The 19653-nt window shown below is 41.6% G+C and carries 20 protein-coding genes and 1 other annotated feature; of the genes, 8 read left to right on the top strand and 12 right to left on the bottom strand.

Annotated elements, in window-relative coordinates; translation table 11 throughout:
• Positions 1–227: 227 nt before the first annotated feature.
• On the bottom strand, positions 228–1577 hold the full coding sequence (locus AC3WLU_RS02410; RefSeq protein WP_098186247.1) for an amino acid permease: 1350 nt from the start codon (positions 1575–1577) through the stop codon (positions 228–230).
• Between the two features lie 59 nt (positions 1578–1636).
• Positions 1637–1873, bottom strand: a binding site (T-box leader).
• 465 nt (positions 1874–2338) lie between these two features.
• Positions 2339–2572 (bottom strand): hypothetical protein, encoded by a 234-nt coding sequence (locus tag AC3WLU_RS02405; RefSeq protein WP_492596749.1) that lies wholly within the window; start codon positions 2570–2572, stop codon positions 2339–2341.
• A 188-nt stretch (positions 2573–2760) separates the two neighbouring features.
• On the opposite strand from AC3WLU_RS02405, the gene AC3WLU_RS02400 reads away from it, so the two are divergent.
• Positions 2761–3924, top strand: a complete 1164-nt coding sequence (locus tag AC3WLU_RS02400) for an MFS transporter (RefSeq protein ID WP_063575362.1) — start codon at positions 2761–2763, stop codon at positions 3922–3924.
• A 61-nt stretch (positions 3925–3985) separates the two neighbouring features.
• On the opposite strand, the gene AC3WLU_RS02395 is transcribed toward AC3WLU_RS02400, so the two are convergent.
• From AC3WLU_RS02395 to AC3WLU_RS02365, 7 genes are all read right to left on the bottom strand, one after another.
• Entirely contained in the window at positions 3986–4285 is a 300-nt protein-coding gene (locus tag AC3WLU_RS02395; RefSeq protein ID WP_318269855.1) for a hypothetical protein, read from the bottom strand.
• A 127-nt stretch (positions 4286–4412) separates the two neighbouring features.
• On the bottom strand, positions 4413–5054 hold the full coding sequence (locus AC3WLU_RS02390; protein ID WP_278088692.1) for a response regulator transcription factor: 642 nt from the start codon (positions 5052–5054) through the stop codon (positions 4413–4415).
• The gene (locus tag AC3WLU_RS02385; RefSeq protein WP_492596748.1) at positions 5047–6093 is read right to left on the bottom strand and encodes a sensor histidine kinase; all 1047 of its coding nucleotides are present in this window, start codon (positions 6091–6093) and stop codon (positions 5047–5049) included. Before AC3WLU_RS02385 ends, AC3WLU_RS02390 begins: the two co-directional genes overlap by 8 nt.
• On the bottom strand, positions 6090–6836 hold the full coding sequence (gene liaF / locus AC3WLU_RS02380) for a cell wall-active antibiotics response protein LiaF (protein ID WP_063575359.1): 747 nt from the start codon (positions 6834–6836) through the stop codon (positions 6090–6092). The genes AC3WLU_RS02385 and liaF overlap by 4 nt, the downstream gene beginning before the upstream one ends.
• A 157-nt stretch (positions 6837–6993) precedes the next feature.
• Positions 6994–7629 (bottom strand): PspA/IM30 family protein, encoded by a 636-nt coding sequence (locus tag AC3WLU_RS02375; RefSeq protein ID WP_034309579.1) that lies wholly within the window; start codon positions 7627–7629, stop codon positions 6994–6996.
• A 19-nt stretch (positions 7630–7648) separates the two neighbouring features.
• Positions 7649–7996, bottom strand: coding sequence for a lmo0954 family membrane protein (locus AC3WLU_RS02370; protein ID WP_034309581.1), 348 nt, complete (start codon positions 7994–7996; stop codon positions 7649–7651).
• A 525-nt stretch (positions 7997–8521) separates the two neighbouring features.
• Complete coding sequence (locus tag AC3WLU_RS02365; RefSeq protein WP_328143898.1) at positions 8522–9136, bottom strand: TetR/AcrR family transcriptional regulator; 615 nt, start codon at positions 9134–9136, stop codon at positions 8522–8524.
• A 171-nt stretch (positions 9137–9307) separates the two neighbouring features.
• On the opposite strand from AC3WLU_RS02365, the gene kynU reads away from it, so the two are divergent.
• From kynU to AC3WLU_RS02335, 6 genes are all read left to right on the top strand, one after another.
• Complete coding sequence (gene kynU, locus AC3WLU_RS02360) at positions 9308–10585, top strand: kynureninase (RefSeq protein WP_054399874.1); 1278 nt, start codon at positions 9308–9310, stop codon at positions 10583–10585.
• 88 nt (positions 10586–10673) lie between these two features.
• Complete coding sequence (locus tag AC3WLU_RS02355; RefSeq protein WP_492596747.1) at positions 10674–12095, top strand: amino acid permease; 1422 nt, start codon at positions 10674–10676, stop codon at positions 12093–12095.
• Between the two features lie 46 nt (positions 12096–12141).
• Positions 12142–12996 (top strand): tryptophan 2,3-dioxygenase, encoded by an 855-nt coding sequence (kynA, locus tag AC3WLU_RS02350; RefSeq protein ID WP_063575355.1) that lies wholly within the window; start codon positions 12142–12144, stop codon positions 12994–12996.
• Positions 12997–13035: 39 nt separating this feature from the next.
• The gene (kynB, locus tag AC3WLU_RS02345) at positions 13036–13662 is read left to right on the top strand and encodes an arylformamidase (protein ID WP_318290505.1); all 627 of its coding nucleotides are present in this window, start codon (positions 13036–13038) and stop codon (positions 13660–13662) included.
• Positions 13663–13808: 146 nt separating this feature from the next.
• The gene (locus tag AC3WLU_RS02340; RefSeq protein WP_492596746.1) at positions 13809–14441 is read left to right on the top strand and encodes a LysE family translocator; all 633 of its coding nucleotides are present in this window, start codon (positions 13809–13811) and stop codon (positions 14439–14441) included.
• Positions 14442–14587: 146 nt separating this feature from the next.
• On the top strand, positions 14588–14935 hold the full coding sequence (locus AC3WLU_RS02335; protein ID WP_400448623.1) for a hypothetical protein: 348 nt from the start codon (positions 14588–14590) through the stop codon (positions 14933–14935).
• Positions 14936–14975: 40 nt separating this feature from the next.
• Here the strand turns inward: AC3WLU_RS02335 and AC3WLU_RS02330 are convergent, their stop codons facing one another.
• Positions 14976–15827, bottom strand: coding sequence for an MBL fold metallo-hydrolase (locus AC3WLU_RS02330; RefSeq protein ID WP_492596745.1), 852 nt, complete (start codon positions 15825–15827; stop codon positions 14976–14978).
• A 125-nt stretch (positions 15828–15952) separates the two neighbouring features.
• Complete coding sequence (locus AC3WLU_RS02325; protein WP_492596744.1) at positions 15953–17380, bottom strand: phospholipase D-like domain-containing protein; 1428 nt, start codon at positions 17378–17380, stop codon at positions 15953–15955.
• Between the two features lie 198 nt (positions 17381–17578).
• Between AC3WLU_RS02325 and AC3WLU_RS02320 the strand changes: the two genes are divergently transcribed.
• Entirely contained in the window at positions 17579–18025 is a 447-nt protein-coding gene (locus tag AC3WLU_RS02320; protein WP_063575349.1) for a hypothetical protein, read from the top strand.
• Positions 18026–18523: 498 nt separating this feature from the next.
• Here AC3WLU_RS02320 and AC3WLU_RS02315 read toward each other — a convergent pair whose 3' ends face one another.
• Positions 18524–19084: a peptidoglycan-binding domain-containing protein gene (locus AC3WLU_RS02315; protein WP_098866054.1), complete on the bottom strand. Its 561-nt coding sequence runs from the start codon at positions 19082–19084 to the stop codon at positions 18524–18526.
• Between the last annotated feature and the right edge of the window lie 569 nt (positions 19085–19653).

Below are 19653 nucleotides of genomic sequence, written 5' to 3'. Positions count from 1 at the left end.
AGCTCGCTCCGGCTTTCAATATATTAGTTTTTTTCCAAAGATTATTATACTACATTTTTCAATGGATTAACTCTTTAATCGCTAAAGTTAATGAATCCCATGAACTAGTAAAATGGATATCTCTTACTTTTAATCCGACTAAGAATACATAACGAAAGCCATGGCATATACCACGGCTTGATATGAAACTTATATGCGGGAAGGCAAAAGTGATCACTCCGCCATCTCTAGATTTTGTTATGGCGTTTTTTCCATACATACGTTAAGGAAATGAAGATGTAGATGCAAAGAGTAATGATCGTAACGACTATGGATGTCGTGAAAATGATTCCGATCAGGATCGTTATTAAAGCGATGATCGCTGCCCAGGTCGTATACGGGAACCATTTTACCCTATAGGCACTTGTTTTTCCGGACTGTTGTTTACGTGATTTCAAATGGGCGAAAGCAATGATCAACCAGATGAATAATACGGTATATCCCAGCGAACCCATTAGGAAATCGAAGGTCTTGCTTCCAGCAAATAAGGAAATCAATACACCGCCATATAAAGCGGAAGTACACATCAATATTGCGGGAACAGGTACTTTCTTCTTGGATAAACGGGAAAAGATTTTCGGAACGCGACCATCCACGGCTTGTGTATACAGAACGCGGGATGAACCATACAACCCGGAGTTCATCGATGATATGATCGCTAATAGGACAACGGCATTCATGATATGGTCGGCACCTGGAATCCCGATCATTTGAAAGACCATCACAAACGGACTTTCCTTCACCCCGTTTACTTCGTTCCAAGGAATTAAGCTAACGATGATGAAAAAAGGAATGATATAGAAAGAAATGATCCTGACCAATGTACTGCGAACGGCCTTTGGAACCACTTTTTCAGGATTTTTCGTTTCAGCTAATGTGACCCCGATGATTTCCGTACCGCCATATGAATAGATTACCACCAGCATCGCCGTGATCAAACCTGTCGATCCATTCGGAAAGAAACCGCCATGTTCGGTCAAGTTAGAAAAACCGACCGCGGTATGATCACCAAAAGTAACGAGCAGCAACAATAATCCAGCCATGATGAACACAATGATGACCGTAATCTTAATTAAAGCAAGCCAGTACTCCGTTTCAGCAAAAACCTTTACCGACAGCAAGTTAACCGCAGTAACCAAAACCGAAACAGCTAATGCCAATATCCAGATTGGATATCCGGGCAGCCAATATTGAAGGAAAATCGCCGCAACCACTGATTCGGCCGCGATATTCAACACCCACATTTTCCAATAAATCCAATCCAGGAAATAGGCAGGATACTTTCCTAAGATCGATTGGACCAAATCCCTGAACGTTCGTGCACCGCTGTTGCGGACCGCCATTTCAGCTAAACCTTGCATGATGAATAATAGGATGATGCCTCCTATCAAGTACGCTAGGATTACGGAAGGGCCTGCCATATCAATGGCTGAACTGCTTCCTTTAAATAAACCTGCCCCGATGGCACCGCCTAATGCCATCATCGTAATATGCCTTGAAGTCATTGTCCTCTGTAAATTCCGTTTGTCCGTTTCCATATCCTTACCTCCCAAAAATCAAAAAAAGCATATCGTCTCTTCCTTCATAATCAAATGAAGAAAGAGACGATATGCCTTAAGCTTACCGCGGTACCACTCTTATTGGCTCTTTAAAGAACCCTGCTTTAAAAACCTTGTAACGAAGGTTAATCGTTAAAACAAAAGAATGGAATCATTCCTATCTTTCGCTTTACCACTCCCAGGCAAGTTCAAAGTATCATTGGACTGCGTTGCACCAACCCGCAGCTCTCTTCACCGAATAATGAGCTTCTACTACTCCTGTTCATTGCGTTTGAAAAATTATATCTGAATATTTTTAATAATATCCCATACTATACGGACTCAAGGTAAATTTGTCAATAACTTTCTTAGGATAATATTTTCAAAGAAACAATTAGGGGAGTTCGTGAAAGCCCTTGATCCAATTATAGGATACTGGCGGACAAATAATATACAAATTCAATAGCACTTAAGGAACATCCTGCGGCTGCAGAATCAAGTGGTAGATAGTCTTAAAAGATGAAAATGAAGAACCCATGATGGTTAAAGCATATTTGCTAGGCTTCCTAAATACAAAGAGTGCCCTTTATGGATACCCTCAATTTACCAGTAGTTTTTTCGTACATTCAACAAATGTTCTTAGGAATTTTTTAGCAGGTTCTGTATAAAAATAAGTCCCACTTTCCTTCTATTGAGGGCTTACTTCACTAGTCACCTAATCAAATCAATAAATTCACAAAAGCCCAGACTCTCCTAAACGTTTAAAACTCCTTCCCTAACCATGAAGCTGCCACCATCAGAACCCCAACGACAATCACTATAACCGGTCCTACAACAATTAATCCAAATAGCAGTGAGCCTACTGCGTCCAGGAAGATTCGAAATGGTCCTGCTTTTTCCTTTTTATTCTGTTGCTGCGTTAATAAGTCTTCAAGATGACCGACTTTTTTCTTCAATTGCTGCAACTCTTGAATCACTTTTGTGTCCTGGTCCATGAATTACCACCCTCTTCAATTAACAATAAATGTTAATTCTATCATTTACATCCATTTTTTAAAAGTGAGATTTACCCTCGAAACCAAATCTATTTTAAAACTATTTTTTCAAATTCTGTCATCAATGATACAATAACATGGTCTGAAATCAATCCACTCTATAGAACACGTGAGGTATCATATTTTTTATGAAAGCAATACGATTATTAAAGAGTTTTAACTTTTTATATTTTGGACTGCTTGCCATTTTCATTCCGTTTCTCCCAGTCTATCTGGCTGATCAAGGTTTGCGTCCAGCCCAAATCGGATTCATCATCGGTACAGGAGGTTTTGTCACCCTCATTACCCAGCCTTTATGGGGAATGATCAGCGACAAAACAAGGACTATACGAAAAGTCCTGTTGTTGCTCATCTTTTTCTCGAGCGTAATCGGTTATTTCCTCTATGATTCAAGCAGTTATCTTCAGCTCATCCTGTTTGCCATGCTGCTATATTTCTTTCTGATGCCGATCGATCCCCTGACGGAAAGCCTCAATTTTACAATGGCAGAGAAATCCGGGATCAGCTACGGCTCCATCCGGACATATGGTGCATTGGGTTATGCGGTCATATCGCTGATCACCGGCTATGTTATGTCATATTTCGGAGCGAACAGCCTTGCGTTCCTTTTTGCAGGCATAGGTTTGATCAGCTTCATCGTCAGCTGGATGATGCCTGATGCTCCCGTTTCAGGGAAACCTGTCACCTTAAGCAGCCTTAAGCATTTTTTCAGCAATAAAGAGACGCTTCTCTTTCTTTTATTGGTCTTTATCTGTGCTGTTCCAGCAAGGATGAACGATACCTTCCTTGGAGTATATATCCGGGAACTTGGAGGAAGTGCCAAGCTTGTAGGCTTGACCTGGTTCTTGGCGGCGGGAAGTGAAATCGTTGTATTCGCCCTAAGCTTTTGGTGGCTGCGCAAAGGTAAGGAAATCATCATCATTTCGTTTGCAGCAGCATTTTTCTTTATCCGTTATTTCGTCTCTGCGTGGATTACCGATCCACAGCTATTAGCTTATTTGCAAATCATGCAGCTATTGACTTTCCCGATTTTCTACTCGGCGGCCATCCAATATCTATACCGGATTGTTCCCGTGGAATGGCGTGCCACAGGCCAAACCGTTCTGGCGCTGCTGTTCTTCGGGGTTTCGGGAATCATTGCTTCTTATATAGGCGGAGCCATATATGGAGCATATGGCGGGAAGACCCTTTACTTGTTCATTTCCTCCATCTCATTTGTAGGAATGGTATTCGCTTTGGTTCTTTATCGGATATACGGAACGAGGCTCGATACCGCAGAGGAAGCTGTATAATCTAAAAAAACGGTATAAAAAAGAGCATGTTTTGAATAAAACATGCTCTTTTTACATTCCGTTAGCGAAATAAAGGGGCAACCGTCAACATTAACACAGAGGAGCAAAGCAGTATAGCAGTTGTCCTGTTTGAGAGTTTTACTTGTTTGCCATTTTTATAGAAACCTGAAAATTGAAGCCGGTTTTTATAGAGTACATAAAGTAATGGAAAAATTGCCATACCAACGATCCATCCGCCCGTGGTATTCTCTACGGTTATTCCAAAAATCGCATAGATTGAATGAATGATGAGCCCCATAATCATTCCAATAACGAAAATAATGGTGATTATACGAAATAATTCTAAAATCACTCTTAACATCATTTCACCTGCTTTTTTCCTGTAATCCGTAAAAAAAGGCTGCGATCAGCAACCTTGAATGAACTTTACAGGATGGGATGTTTCCCTAAATATACCAAACTTTCCTCTATTGGTAAATAGACGCTCTTTACTCTTCTTCTTGAACGAGCGAATGCTTAAATGCGTAGATCACTGCTTGCGTGCGATCCTGCACGGCAAGCTTGCTTAATATATTGCTGACATGCACTTTGGCGGTTTTCAGGGCTATGTATAGGTCATCGGCAATTTCCTGATTCGTTTTCCCTTGTGTCATCAGCAGTAAAATTTCCATTTCACGGTTTGTCAATTGATCATGAAGCTGGGTGATTTTAGGGCGACGCAGCTTTTCCATCATTTTTCCCGTCACTTCAGGTTCAAGTACGCTTTGACCCTGGAAAGTGGAACGGACAGCTCTCGCAATCTCGCTGGCCTTTGATGTTTTCAGCATATAGCTCGTCGCTCCGGCTTCCAATGCCGGGTACACTTTTTCATCATCCAGGAAGCTTGTCACAATGATGATTTTCGCTTCTGGCCATTTTTCAATAATTCGTTTCGTCGCTTCTATACCGTCCATTTCCGGCATCACCAAATCCATCAAAATTACATCCGGACGCAATTCCATTGCCAGTTCTACAGCTTTCAAACCATTGTCCGCTTCCCCGATCACTTCGATATCCGACTGTGCGGATAAATAAGCCGATACCCCTATCCTTACCATTTCATGGTCATCGACAAATAATACTTTAATCATCATGATCACCTCCAGCATTTAATAATGGGATTTTCACTTCAAGTTTCGTTCCTTTATTCGGAACACTTACAATTTGCATCGTCCCGCCTAATTCAACAGCCCGTTCATGCATGTTTTGCAGACCATAAGATCCCGTTTTCGACTCCTCGACGTTGAAACCGATGCCGTCATCCGTTATTCGTAAAATGATCATTCCATCACGGACGATCAATAACACTTCTAGCGAATTCGCTTTTGCATGTCTCAGCGTATTGGAAATCGATTCTTGTAAAATCCGAAACAGATGGTCCTCAATCCCCTTATCCAGAGTGACAGGCTCCATCTTCCAATTTATATCCATCGTCACTTTTTGGGCCAATTCCAAAAGAAGCTCCTTCATTCCTTCATGTAGAGATTTTCCCTTTAATGCAACAGGCCTCAAGTGAAGCAATAACGCCCTCATCTCAAGCTGGGATTGATGGATCATTTCTTCCACTACCTTGAATTGTTTCATTTCCGTTTTTTCCATATCGGATTGTGATTCGGTGATGGCCGACATGAACATTGAAGCGGCAAACAATTGCTGGCTCACCGAATCATGCAGCTCCCGCGCTAAACGGTTTCGTTCCTGGGAAACGATTTCCTGGATCTGTTTCTCCTGATCAATGGCCTTTTCATTCGCCATTTTTTGCGATAATTTAGTCTGCTCATTGATTTGCTTATGGATCAGTTGCATCCGTTCCTCCATTTTAGCCATCTCTTGAATTGGATACGTTTCCTGTTGCGAGGGTAAGCGGCCCTGTTCAAGGAAATGCAGACCTTCATCCACCCTTTCAAGCTGTCTCTTCCAAAACATCCCCGAAACGACTCCATAAATCAGCCCTACCGTCATGACCAGGCTTGGCAAAAATATGACGAAGGGTAATCCCATGACCACTTTCTCCCACAATACACTCCAATCGGATAAAGGAAAGATGAAGAATACCATCGCCGGCAAAGCAAGGGAAAGAACGAAAGCAACACCAAGGGCAGTCAATATCTGCCGTGTCATTATGCTCATATCCGCTTCACCTCTAAATCGCCAACTAAGATTGAAGTGATGATATGAACCTTGTGATCCGTTTCATTGAACCCTTCCGTTTGGTAGGAATAAATTTGATTAAAGACCCTGGATTCAGGTTTATTTTCAAAAATCCGCGCCCTGCCCGCAATGACAGAATGATGGACCCTGATTTCGATGCCATACGGTACAAGGACGGTGATATTGCCAATGATATTCCTGATCGAAATGACAGCATCGCCTTTCGGTAAAATCGTTTTGCTTAAATCGATAACCGTATCACCGACCCCGCCCTGAACATTCACGGAATTCCATTCATATACATGTTCGGTCGTTTGTTGATGACCAAACAACTTATTTTTAAATAGATAATCGGTTTTCAGCAGTCGTTCCTTATTGATCTTTTCTTCGTCCGAATCATCATTGGTTATAATGGGACTGACCCAGTCAGGATTCTTTTTGGACTGATAATATAAAAACAAAAGATAAATGAGGATCGCCATTAGGAAAAATTTAAAGACGAACATATTCAAGACATTGATGATAAGCGAAATCAGCCCTATAAAAAATAGGATTTTCCCGATTGTCCGTTTTGTGAATTTCCTGCCTAAATAGATGCATCCTATTGAAAAAGCGAGGGAAAAAAGGAGACCTCCACCCGTAAATGCAATCTCTAAAAAAATCAGGACGACTCCGATGAGAAGTATCCATCCCATATAGTCCGTCTTCATCTTGTTCAACATCGGTTCGCCTCCCCTGTATATGATCATGATATTCTTAAAAGGCACAGAAACCCGTGCCTTTTAAGAATACCATGAAATTGTCACGTTCTGACAGCCTGTTTTCCCCCGCCCTCCATTCCAAAAGGCGAGGGGATGACAGCGATGCCTTAAAAAAACTTTACGCTTCTTTCTGTTCCAATTCTTTTTCAAGCTGAACAATCCTGGCATCGATCGTATGCCGATTATAATCTGTATGGACCTGGTGCTCGATGCGATCGATATAATGCTCCATTTCTTCAAACATCGCTACCGGTTTGGCTTCGGAACTGCCTCCGTCCAAAACCCGATTGATCCGGTTGTTTGCCCGGGCAATATTTTCCCTGCCCATCAGTTCCAACCGCTTTAGATGCATATCCTTCAGCTTATGTTTCATTTCTTCATATTTCCGCTCCAGCTCAGCCAACTGTACCTCTGCACTTTTATGCGCCTCTTTCAAACTTTGCGCACGCTCTTCATAGTGCAGGCTTTCCTTGACAGCAAACTCCATCAAATCGGTCTCTCCCGACTGCTTGGCAATCTCAGCCTGATGCTTACGTTTTTCAGCCAGATTTTGCGCTTGATTATATTCACGCGTAAACTCTTCTTTCAGAAGATACTGACGTTCAAGCAACTTACCGACCTTTTCCGTCTCCTGCTCACATTGACGCAAATATTGATTTAACATCCCAATTGGATTTTTTTGCTCCTTTTTATCCAACAGATCGTGAAAATCAGCCGAAATCGTTTGTTTCATTCTTGAAAATAAATTACCCATTCCAATTACATCCCTTCTATTAGTTCTTATTCAACTCTTTCCACTCTCTTTCAAAATTTGAGAATGGGTCACTTTCTTTCGATGAAGCACTTTCATCATTTTCATTCCATTTTTTATAAACCAGGTAAAGAACATAAGCTGCCACCAGTCCCAATATTGCCGGGATATGGGAAATAGAAACGATCAGCACGATAATGGAGACTGATCCCCACGCAATCTTCGCCCCTGTCGATTCGGACTTCATGAACTGCTTGAATCCAAAGTATAGGATCGCCAAGCAAATCGCCAGGCTGATCAGTGGACCAACGTTCGCCAGCAACAGGAAAAGTGCGATCAGTCCTACAATAAATAAACCAAATTTCTTCATTGTTTTCGTCCTCCTTTCTATGTTTATATCTTATCTACTTTTACAGGTTCGTATAATGAGCCTTAGCTATATTTTCTAGTAAGACTTAAGGCGTAGACGCTATAAGTCCGATGCTAATGAGGAGGGTATTTTGGCGGTTTACTCGGGAATTTGCACCTTACTTGTAAGTTTGAGCGATATATTCGTGGGTTTGAGTGATATATAGGTGAATTTGAGCGATATATACCAGAGTTTGAGCGATATAGTCCCGAGTTTCCGCTAATTACTCGTGAGTTTGAACAGTTTACTCGTGAGTTTGGGCACTTTACTCGTGAATTTTGCGGCTTTACTCGTGAGTTTGAGCAATTTACTCGTAAGTTTTGCTGTTTTACTCGTGAATTATGCGGCTTTACTCGTGAATTTTGCTGTTTTACTCGTGAGATTGAACAGTTTACTCGTGAATTTGCGCTATTTACTCGTGAGTTTTGAAAATAAAAAAATCTTCCGATTGTATATAATCGGAAGATTGGTTAGCTGCCATCATCATTACACATATAAGCCTTCGACATAGACTGAGGTGATGGTTTGAGATATTTCTTCTACTGAACTTTGATGTTCGTTTCGCACGATTTCCCATAGATACATTTCGTTTGTGAAAAACCATCCTCTTGCGACAAGCTCATGGTTTAGTTCAGCTCTAGCCAGTCCATTTTGCTGTGCATAGGCCACGTCTTTTGAGATTCGCTGAATGAACTTCATGCGGATCGCTTTCCATTTATCTGAAATAATGGTTGATATCCCAATGGCCTGTTCGAAAACCTGCATCATATTACGTTCAGCTTCTGCCATTTTCAAAAATGCATTAGCTTGTCTGTTGATGATATGTTTTGCTTCGTCTTTTGATTTTGGAAAGAAAGAGGTCTCGGCAATTTCATAGAATTGCTCCATTACATTTTCCATTAATACAATTAACAGATCCTCTTTCCCTTTAAAATGAACATAGGCTGTCCCGTATCCGATGTTTGCTCTTTTGATCATTTGGGAAATAAGCGCAGCTTGATAACCTTCTTCAAGAAATATTTCCTTTGCAGCTTCCAATAGCTTTTGTCGTGTCATGATCGAGCGTAAATGCCGTTTATCCCCTGTTTTGCCATTCTCCATGCTTATTCCTCCCTTTATCTTCTAGCATAAAGGATTTCCATAAAATAAAAAACATTTGTTGGAATGTCAGCTTGAATGTTTATAATTTTCTGAATTAACTTATTGACACTATGTCATATTCTTTGGTACGATTCTCCTAGAATTTAAAAAAACTAATATAGGAGGATGATTATGGTTTCTGAATATACATTGGATCACGCTAAACAAATGGATGAGAATGATACGCTTAAAGGTTTTCGGGAAGAGTTTTATTTAAAGCCGGATTCCATCTATATGGATGGAAACTCATTGGGGCTTCTTTCGAAAAGGGCTGAACGCACACTTCTGGAGTCTTTGGAAGATTGGAAAGAGCATGGGATTGATGGATGGACGCAAGGGAATCACCCATGGTTTTTCATGGCTGAGAAATTGGGCGCGAAGATGTCCCAATTGGTCGGAGCTTCTCCCGAGGAAGTTATTGTAACCGGCTCCACAACTGTAAATCTGCATCAGCTAGTCGCTACTTTTTATAAGCCTGAAGGAATGCGCAGAAAAATTTTGGCTGATGAATTAACCTTCCCGACTGATATTTATGCTCTTCAAAGTCAGCTGCGTACACATGGATACGATCCGGAAACCGATCTCATCCGCGTGAAAAGCCGTGATGGCCGATTTCTTGAAGAAGATGACATCATCGAAGCAATGACCGATGACATCGCTTTGATCATCTTGCCAACGGTCCTGTATCGCAGCGGTCAAATACTGGATATGAAACGATTGACTGATGAAGCTCATAAAAGAGGCATTGTAATCGGATTTGACGGATGTCATTCCATCGGTGCTATCCCGCATTCATTCAGCGAATGGGATGTGGATTTTGCATATTGGTGTAATTATAAACATTTAAATGGCGGTCCTGGCGGTGTTGGCGGTTTATATGTAAATCGAAAACATTTTGGGACGATGCCTGGATTGGCTGGATGGTTCGGCTCCAAAAAAGATAAACAATTCGATATGGAACATACTTTAACACCAGCTGAATCAGCAGGAGCGTATCAAATTGGCACGCCGCATGTGTTAAGCTGTGCACCTTTGATTGGGTCTTTGGACATTTTCATAGAAGCTGGAATTGAAAATATTCGTGAAAAATCACTGAAAATCAATCAATATTTAATGGATTTAGTCGAATTCGAATTGGAAGACATGGGATTTTTCATTGGAACTCCCAGAGAAGACATCCGCCGCGGAGGTCATGTAAGCCTTGAGCATAAAGAAGCTGCACGGATATGCAAGGCATTGAAAGAGAACGGTGTCATTCCCGATTTCCGTGCACCTAACATCATTCGCCTCGCCCCGGTTGCACTCTATACTTCTTATGCGGAAGTTTGGGAAGTTGTACAAATACTCAAGAAAATCATGTCAGAAAAACAATATGAAAAATACAAGAATGAGCGTGAAGTGGTCGCATAACCCGGAGTTCCGCCAGATGGGGCTCATCCCTCAAATGGTTGATTAATTAGGGCAGGATAAAATCTTTTTGATAAAAAGGAGATGAACTATGGAGAAAAACAATACTCAATTGAACTTTAAAGATGAGCCAGAAAAAGGATTAAAGCGAGAGCTGAAAACAAGTCAGCTTTCCATGATCGCGATGGGCTGTGCCATCGGGACGGGGCTATTTCTTGGCAGCGGACTCGCGATTCAAGCGGCAGGGCCAAGTGTATTGCTCAGCTATGCTCTTGGGGCGTTCATTGTCTTACTATTGATGGGCTGTTTAGCCGAAATGACGGTTGCCCACCCTACTTCCGGATCTTTTGGGGCCATTGCGGAAAAGTACATGAGTCCAATGGCAGGCTATCTTGTCCGCTATTCCTATTGGATTGGCAATGTTTTGGCTGTTGGGGTTGAAGTAAGTGCAGTCAGCGTATATATGAATTATTGGTTTCCGAACGTGCCGGGAATCGTATGGATTTTGTTGTTTGCAGGTGTCCTGATTTATGTAAATGCTACCAGCGTGAATACATTCGCGACATTTGAGTATTGGTTCTCCTTTATTAAAATAAGTGCCATTGTTGGTTTTATCCTACTTGGAGCCTATGTACTGTTCGGTTCATCCGAACAGCCGCATATAGGACCGGGAAACTTCGTGAATGAAGGCGGTTTTTTCCCATTTGGTTTGAAGGGGATGTGGATAGCCGTATTTATTTCTTTATTCAGCTTTCTTGGAACTGAATTGATAGCGGTTACATCAGGGGAGGCAAAAGATCCCGATGCCGCCGTCCCAAAAGCATTAAAAGCGACTGTGTTCCGTTTATCCACTTTCTATGTGCTGACAATCGGCATCATGCTGATGATCGTTCCTTGGAAAACGGCCGGGATCGAGGTAAGCCCATTCGTAAAAGTGATGGAAATCCTGAACATTCCAGGTGCATCCGGGATCATGAACTTTATTATTCTAACGGCTGCCATATCTGCCATGAACGCTCAGCTCTATGCTTCAACACGGATGATGTTTTCATTGGCACGCGGAAAACATGCACCTACTTTTTTAGGAAAGTTAAACAAAAGCGGTGTTCCTACGAAAGCCCTTGCTGTCTCTTCAACGGGGATTTTCATCGCTGCAGGCGTTCATGCGTTACTTCCTGGTTCATCCTATGCTTTCATGATGGGGATTTCCATGTTCGGTGCCATGTTCACATGGCTCATGATCTTCATTTCCCATTTGTTTTTCAGGGGGAAATGGGAGAAAACCGGCGGACGCAAATTACCTGTTAGGATGATCGGCTTCCCCTATTTAACGATACTAGGAGCCGTTCTTCTATTCAGTTTGATGATTACGTCATGGTTTACGGATTTCAAAATCATGCTTCAATTCGGGATTCCTTGGTTACTTTTTTTAGCTGTTGCTTATTTTATTTCAAAAGGAAGAAATATTAACCATAATGTAATGGAAGAATCTCTGGAAAAGAAGATAGAATAGAATGGCGGAATAAATAGTTTTTTGCGAAAAGTGAGGAGATTGCGGAATGAAGAATACAGATAAAAATGAACAAACAATAACGGGTCTAGAGAAAGAAATTCAAACCGACTTTCAAAAATCGATGTCCTATGGAGATTACCTCCACCTTGATAAGATTTTAACCAGTCAGCATAGATGCTCCGATCATCATGATGAAATGCTATTTATCGTTATCCATCAAGCGAGTGAGCTATGGATGAAGCTCATTTTACATGAATTGACAGCAGCAACTGAGTCCATCCGCCAAAACAAGTTGGAACCTTCGTTTAAAATGCTGTCTCGCGTTTCGAGGATTCAGCAGCAATTGATCCAGTCATGGAATGTCCTTTCAACTTTAACACCGGCTGAATACATGGAGTTCAGAGATAAACTGGGACAATCTTCCGGATTCCAATCTTACCAGAATCGTTTGATTGAATTTGCATTAGGAAACAAGAATGTCCATACGCTATCCGTCTATCAGCACCAAACGGATTTATACGAGCAAATGCAGCAGGCCCTTCATGAGCCAAGTATATATGACGCGGCGATCAATGCTCTTGTGGCACGCGGATTACCTATTGATCAAGAAGCCCTCAGCAGGGATTGGTCCCAAAGATATGAACCAAATGCCAGTGTAGAAGAGGCATGGCTGACAGTTTACCGCGATGTTGAGCAATATTGGGACTTATATGAGCTGGGCGAGAAGTTAGTGGACATCGGCCATCAACAGCAATTATGGCGTTTTAATCATATGACCACAGTGGAAAGGATCATTGGTAATAAACAAGGAACGGGCGGATCATCAGGTGTGACGTATTTAAAGAGAGCACTGGATCAACACTTTTTCCCAGAGCTATGGAGTCTAAGAACGAAGCTATAAGATATTCAAGAAACAGCCAGAAGAACTGGAGGTAAATGCATGGGGACATGGATTGATATTTCACAACGTCTGGATGATAACGTTGCAGTCTGGCCTGGAGATACACCTTTCTCTTATAAAGTGAATTGGAGTAAAGAACAGAGCGGATCTGTCAATGTAGGTCAAATCAATATGAGTATCCATACCGGTACCCATATTGATGCACCTTTTCATTTTGATGATGATGGAAAAAGAGTGATTGATTTGGATCTCGACTTATATATGGGAAATGCCCGAGTTATCCATTTACCAAACAAGACAAGCATCGGAGTCGATGAATTATCCCATATAGATCTACAAGGCGTTACCCGTCTGTTAATTCGCACGGATGCATGGAAGGATCGAAGTGTGTTTCCACAAACCATTCCACATATCCAGCCAGAATTAGCGGCATATCTTTCAGAACACGGCGTCCGTCTTATTGGACTTGATTTACCATCAGTAGATCCACTGGATAGTAAAGAACTGTCTGCCCACCATGAACTTGCCGATCATGGCATTCACATTTTGGAAGGACTTGTATTAGACGGCATCGAACCGGGTAATTATGAGTTGGCAGCCCTCCCTCTTCCTTTAGTTGAAGCGGATGGAAGTCCGGTACGTGCTGTGTTGAAAAAGTCACCCTGACAAAATGTTTTCAAAAAACGAGCCAGATCAAAAACTGATTTGGCTTGTTTTTTGTTGTAATCATCAGCTATCAAATTTATCTCCCTAAACCACGTGCATCTATGTTATAATTTTCAGAATTCATCACTAAGAGTGGAGGTCCGAATATGGAAAACTTTTATTTATTCATCGTCATGTGCATCCTTCTCATCATCTTACCCGGTCCAGATACAGCAATAGCCACAAGGAACACCGTTACCGTGGGGACTTCGGGAGGTTTTAAAACGATGTTCGGCACATGCTGTGCCCTGCTCATTCATACATCTGCTGCCGTGTTCGGACTTTCAGCAATCATTGTGAAATCCGCTTTATTATTTTCCATCTTCAAATATGCCGGTGCCGTTTACTTGGTATATCTAGGCTTCAAGACACTATGGGGATTAAGGAATAAGCAAGTGGCCGCAGCGGCGGAAACGACGGTCAAAAGTAAGTACGAAAACCAGTCATGCTTTAAGCAAGGGTTCCTTACCAATCTGCTGAACCCTAAAGTGGCCGTCTTCTTTTTAACGTTTCTGCCTCAGTTCGTGAATCCGGGGAATGATACGTTTTTACCGTTCCTGATCATGGGCATGACGTATACCGTTTTAACTGCGTTGTGGTTTGTATTTTATATCTATCTGCTGAACCAGATCAGTGCTTTTATGAAAAAGCCTAGAACCCAAGCGATATTCGAGGGAATAACCGGGACAGTCTTGATTGGTTTCGGGATAAAACTAGCTCTAGAAAAAGCTCATAATTAATTTGAACTGCACCCTAATTGTTAGACATTGGAGGTGCAGTTTTAATATATCGGGGTTCTGGTACTGGTGTAGGGATTTAAGTACTTGCTGAGTTATGTTACAAAAAAAACCATAATTTGGTTTTTAATGCAAGGAGGAAAAAGAACATGACAACCATTGAAGTTAAGAAAACAAAAGATATCGGATTAGGTTCACTTTCTTTCGTGCTATGTTTATTGGGAATATTGTTTACGTTTGAATTTGGCGATAAATCTTGCATGGGAGATCATATTTTACATACTATCGGACTTAGCGCATGGTCAAATGGAGATTCAGGTATTCATTATACTGTGTTCTATTCGGCTATCTTTTTCATCCCCTCCTTTATTATTGGTCATATATATCCTGATAATAGAGGAGCAAAAGCAGGGAAAATCATATCAGGCATCCTATCAGTTCTTATCCTTTCAGCACTAATAACGCTTATTATCTCTTATTTATCGGCCTGGGTATGAGCCCAATAATGCCGAGCTCATACCCCACTTTAGAGTTCAGTCACTCAACATACCCATTCACGAAAAATCCAATCGTTTCGAGCTCGTCCTCAGTTAAATCCCGCTTTAATTCTTTAGCCAATTCCTGCTCCATTAAAGCCCGTTTTCCCCGATGTTCGACCACTGCTCTGGCACATTCTTTCATTAACTTAAGCTCCGCCTCCATCTCCAGTTTCGTGCGAGGCTGATCATGATGGGAAAGTATATAGGTTTCGGCATCATAGGCTTCTATTTTCTTAAGAAGCAGCAAAGCCTGTTCAGCCGTATAATTCCATTTTTCCGCATAAAGATTGGCATACAGGCAGTCTCCCAGAAATAAGGTCTTTTCCTCCTGTATATAAATGATGCAGGAATCATTGGCATGGTCGCCGCCGACATGTTCGATGACACAGGTTATATTGCCGAGATCGATCGTCATCGTTTTTTCAAAGATGATATCGGGCAGGGGAAGGGAAATCTCTCTATTTGTCCCATGTTCCAATTTGATTGCATCGGCACAAAAGGCAATCTCCGTCCCTTCTTCGACACGTTGATCAAGTGCCTGATCTTCCCATGAAAGCTGCTGCATATCTTTAATGCTCTTGTATGTTTTTTCCTGACAAATCACCGGAATCCCGATATTCTCCAATCCGAATACATGGTCCCAGTGGGAATGGGTAAGCACGAGGAAATTCCCGCTTATATCATTCCGGTGCAATTCGTCCTCAAAAAGCTGTGCATGCCTGACAGAGTTACCGGCATCGATGATGAGCGTTTTCTTGTTTCCCGTCACGGCGGCAAGAACCGGGCGATCTGTTTCCTGAACTGGCGGCAGGTAGGCAATATGTTTCGATAGGTGTTGTAATGTTTGCATGTTTCCGTTCTCCTTAATTGTTGTAGTTAGCTTGCTCAAGTATAGCAAATTACATATGTATTCATAAGATAATCTCCGCAAAAGGATAAAAAGACAACAATCACTGAGATTGCTGTCTTTTTGTTTCAAATGAACCTATTGAAATATACCGTAATTTTCGATAGGGCATTTAAAAAGGTGGCCTTAAAAAAAGACTCTTCCCTTTTCCGATCTTCCGGCGGTTGTATATATTTTTTATTGTCCGCAATGAGTGTACTATTTTTGATCTTTGAATCGATGGCTCCTATTAACTGTGATGCAAATCTTTCACTATCGATGACCACCATCGATTCTGTATTTAAAAAGGCAGATCGAGAATCCAAATTGTAGGAACCCACTGCACTTAATCGTTGATCATAGACAATCGATTTACCATGCAAAGAATAAGGCTTTGAATATTCATATACCCTTGCCCCCGTCTCAACGACGCGATCCCTAAAAGCCAAGTAACCGGAAAAAGCGATCATGTTCGGGGTTGAGGCAGCCGAGTTAGTAAGTATGGTCCAATCAGCCTTTGAATCCAATTGCTTCGGTACATATTCCTTCAAGGCATCCGCAGGGACAATATAGGGACTTTGAATGTATACCGATTGCTTGGCGTTCGCAGCAATACCCAATAAAGATCTCCACACTATAGGGTATTTGTTGAACCGTTCGATCGGATTATGAATGAAGGACACTTTTTTAGTAGGTGTTGTAGCCTTGCTCCAATCGACGACTGGTTTCACGAAATCGGTTTCAGTGCGCAAAGCTTTGCTGTATTTTTTCACTAATGCATTTCTTTCTCGTTTTCCTTTTTCCATTTGCCTTTTTGACAGGTCCGAAAAAACATCGCTCGTAAACGGATGGGTCCATAATTCATTCAAATAGTCCTTCATTTCAACGATTACACTATCTTTCTCCTCTTTAGCATTGAAAATGAGTACATCCCTGTCATAGACAAAATTCCTCGGCGGCTTGCTTGCTAAGTACTTATCGGCAATATTCCTCCCTCCGATGATGCCTAGCTTTCCATCTACCGTGATGATCTTGTCATGAAGGCGATTATGCCAGGTCCATGGCTTAAATGGCTTAAAGGTTTCATAGTATCTTAATTCAATGTTTTCATGTGAAGCCAATGCATACCGGGCACCGCTTAATTGACCTCTAAGCCCATGAGCCATTCCATCCAGAAGGATCCGGACTTTGACACCTCTGTCAGCCGCATCAATCAAGGCTCCAAGAAAAAGCTCGGTTGATTCACCTTTTCCAAAAGAATAGTAGGCGATATCGATTGAATGCTTTGCTTCCTGGATCATTCGCATTCTTGCGAGGCCAGACTCATAACCCTCTTCGAAAAGCAGGACACGATCCACGGTGGTTTCCTTCTCTCCCATATATTCACTTACCTGTTTAATCGGCCTGTCTTCTTCTTTTTCTGCTTTGGGGAAAAGAACAACAGCCGTCACAACTACATAAAGGAAATATAATAGAAGAACAAGCAATAATCCCTTAATTGCCGTTTTTACAGTCATTGAGCACTCCCCCCTTTAAGCGATATTTTATTACTATTCGTAAAATGCAAAGACTCTATTCAACATCGGCAGGCTTGATACACACGACGGGGCCGCGAGCGGCGATGAGTGGAATTGGAAGAATTTTTTTCCTTTTAAATGTGACAAAGTGGTGAACATGAAAGCAGTTGCATAATATGATATAGAAGGAGGGATTTCATGCTTAAACAACCTGATAGAATAAGTATCTTCAATTATTGTTTTGCATTAGGGGTATCAGAGGTTTTCTTTTTATCCAGCTTTTATCTTTCCATTCTTGACGTTTCATTATTTGCGATCGCTTTGCCATTTTCCGCTTTATTTCTAATGTTCTCCTTGTACCTATTCCTTCGAACGCACAAAGCAGTTAAGACCTTACCCAACCAGGATGAACGAAGAAGGGAAATACATGCATTCTATCATCAATCTTTCGGGATTTTCACGATCATTTTTTTCACTTTACTTTTTGTTGCATTAGCCTTCATTCCCTTGCTCGATAACGGAGGGCATCTCTATCTTCTTTATTGTTTACCGATGGCCTTGCTTTGTATGATTCCTGCGATTGTTTCTTATAAAGGAATGAAATCATTCAAACTGGAAAACGGCAAGAATTTAACGAAAATCTAATTGATTTTACTTTTATTCCAGATTACATCCAGATTTTTTAGTTGAATGTATAGGGAAAATGAGGATATAATAATAAATATAAAAAAAGACACTGGTTAAACCAGCGTCTCAATGAACAGCAAACTGCATAAAGAGCAGCGGCTTTCTGTGGTAAGTCAGTTGCTACTCGATCATGAAAGTAACCCTTTTCCTACATACATCTGGCCGGATGGTATGGAGGGGGTTACTTTTTTAATGTAACCGCGATTACTGCGACGATTAAAGAGGCAAATGAAATCATTAGCATCAGTCCGTCCATAATAGAAATCACCAGCGACACCCCCTTTCTGAAAAGGAGTGACCGCTGCCCACTATACCAAATTGCTGTCCATTTACTATTATATCTGTATTTACTTGTTATTTATAGCCAAAAATAGATGCATTTAGTCTTCTTGATGCTTTACATAAAAAAAATCCCACTTAAAGTGAGAACCATTTTTGCATGTAGCATGTATTCCTTTATTGTTCCACTACACGGCCATCTTTATAAATGTGGAACCACCCAATCGTTCCTGTGCCGCCTTGATCGATCCAATCTTTATTAGCCGCTTTAAAGTTGTAATATGATTTTCCCTTGCCATCTTTCAGCAATCTGCCATCACCGCTGAATACGATGTTGCTGCCCAGCTTCTTCTTCCCTAACGCGATCGCGTCTTTCTCCGTGAACTGTCTTCTTTCCACCTTATTTTCATCTAAAGCAGCCCATGTCTTCGGTCCGACGATACCATCTGAAGCTAAGTTATGATCCACTTGGAACTCCCTTACCACATTTTGTGTTTGGGTACCGAAAATCCCATCAACACCTACATGATATTTAACATCTTTAAGGCTTTGCTGTAAGTCTCTTACATAACTCGAACGTGAGCCTTTCTTAAGGGTCGGGCGTGTTTCCGCCTTCGTTTCGATTTTCTGGATTTGACTTCCCTTTGATGCCGCTTCGGTATTTGAAGTCCCCGCTCCTAAAGGGGCCAACATCAAGGCAACTGTTGGAATCATTACTAATAATTTTTTCTTCAACACATATAACCTCCATTCAAATGATTACTCCTGCAGGTTTCTGACACTTCCCTTGGAGCCCATTCATTATAACGCAAGGAGTTATTTTATTGGTGTTTTATTACTTTAATTATAAAAAATGGTAAATACGATTCATCGTGGCATTTCCAAAAGCCAGTATATGATGGAAGTCCTGTTTCTTGAATAAAAACAAAAGGGGGTTTACCTATAACTTCAAACATCGTTAATTGGGCGGGTTTGCGAGACTCCTGCGGGAAAAGCGCGTCTAGGGAGACCCCGCAGGCGCAAGCCGAGGAGGCTCCCTGACCGCCCGCGGAAAGCGAGCGCCTGGATCGGAAATCAACGTTCAAATTGTACCGCAAAAAAAAACTGTATACAAAAGGGGTTCGGAAAACATATCTTTCATCACATGATGATGTTCCCAAACCAACACCTTCAACTCCTCAGGTATAGTTTCTAACTAAACGTAATAACATAGTTGATTGGAGAGGAAGGTGCGAGACTCCTGCGGGAAAAGCGCGTCTAGGGAGACCCCGCAGGCGCAAGCCGAGGAGGCTCCCTGACCGCCCGCG

The sequence above is a fragment of the Peribacillus sp. FW305-BF15 genome (assembly GCF_058783805.1).
Note: the sequence above shows the minus strand (reverse complement) of the source record. Positions and strands in the feature narration are given on the sequence as shown.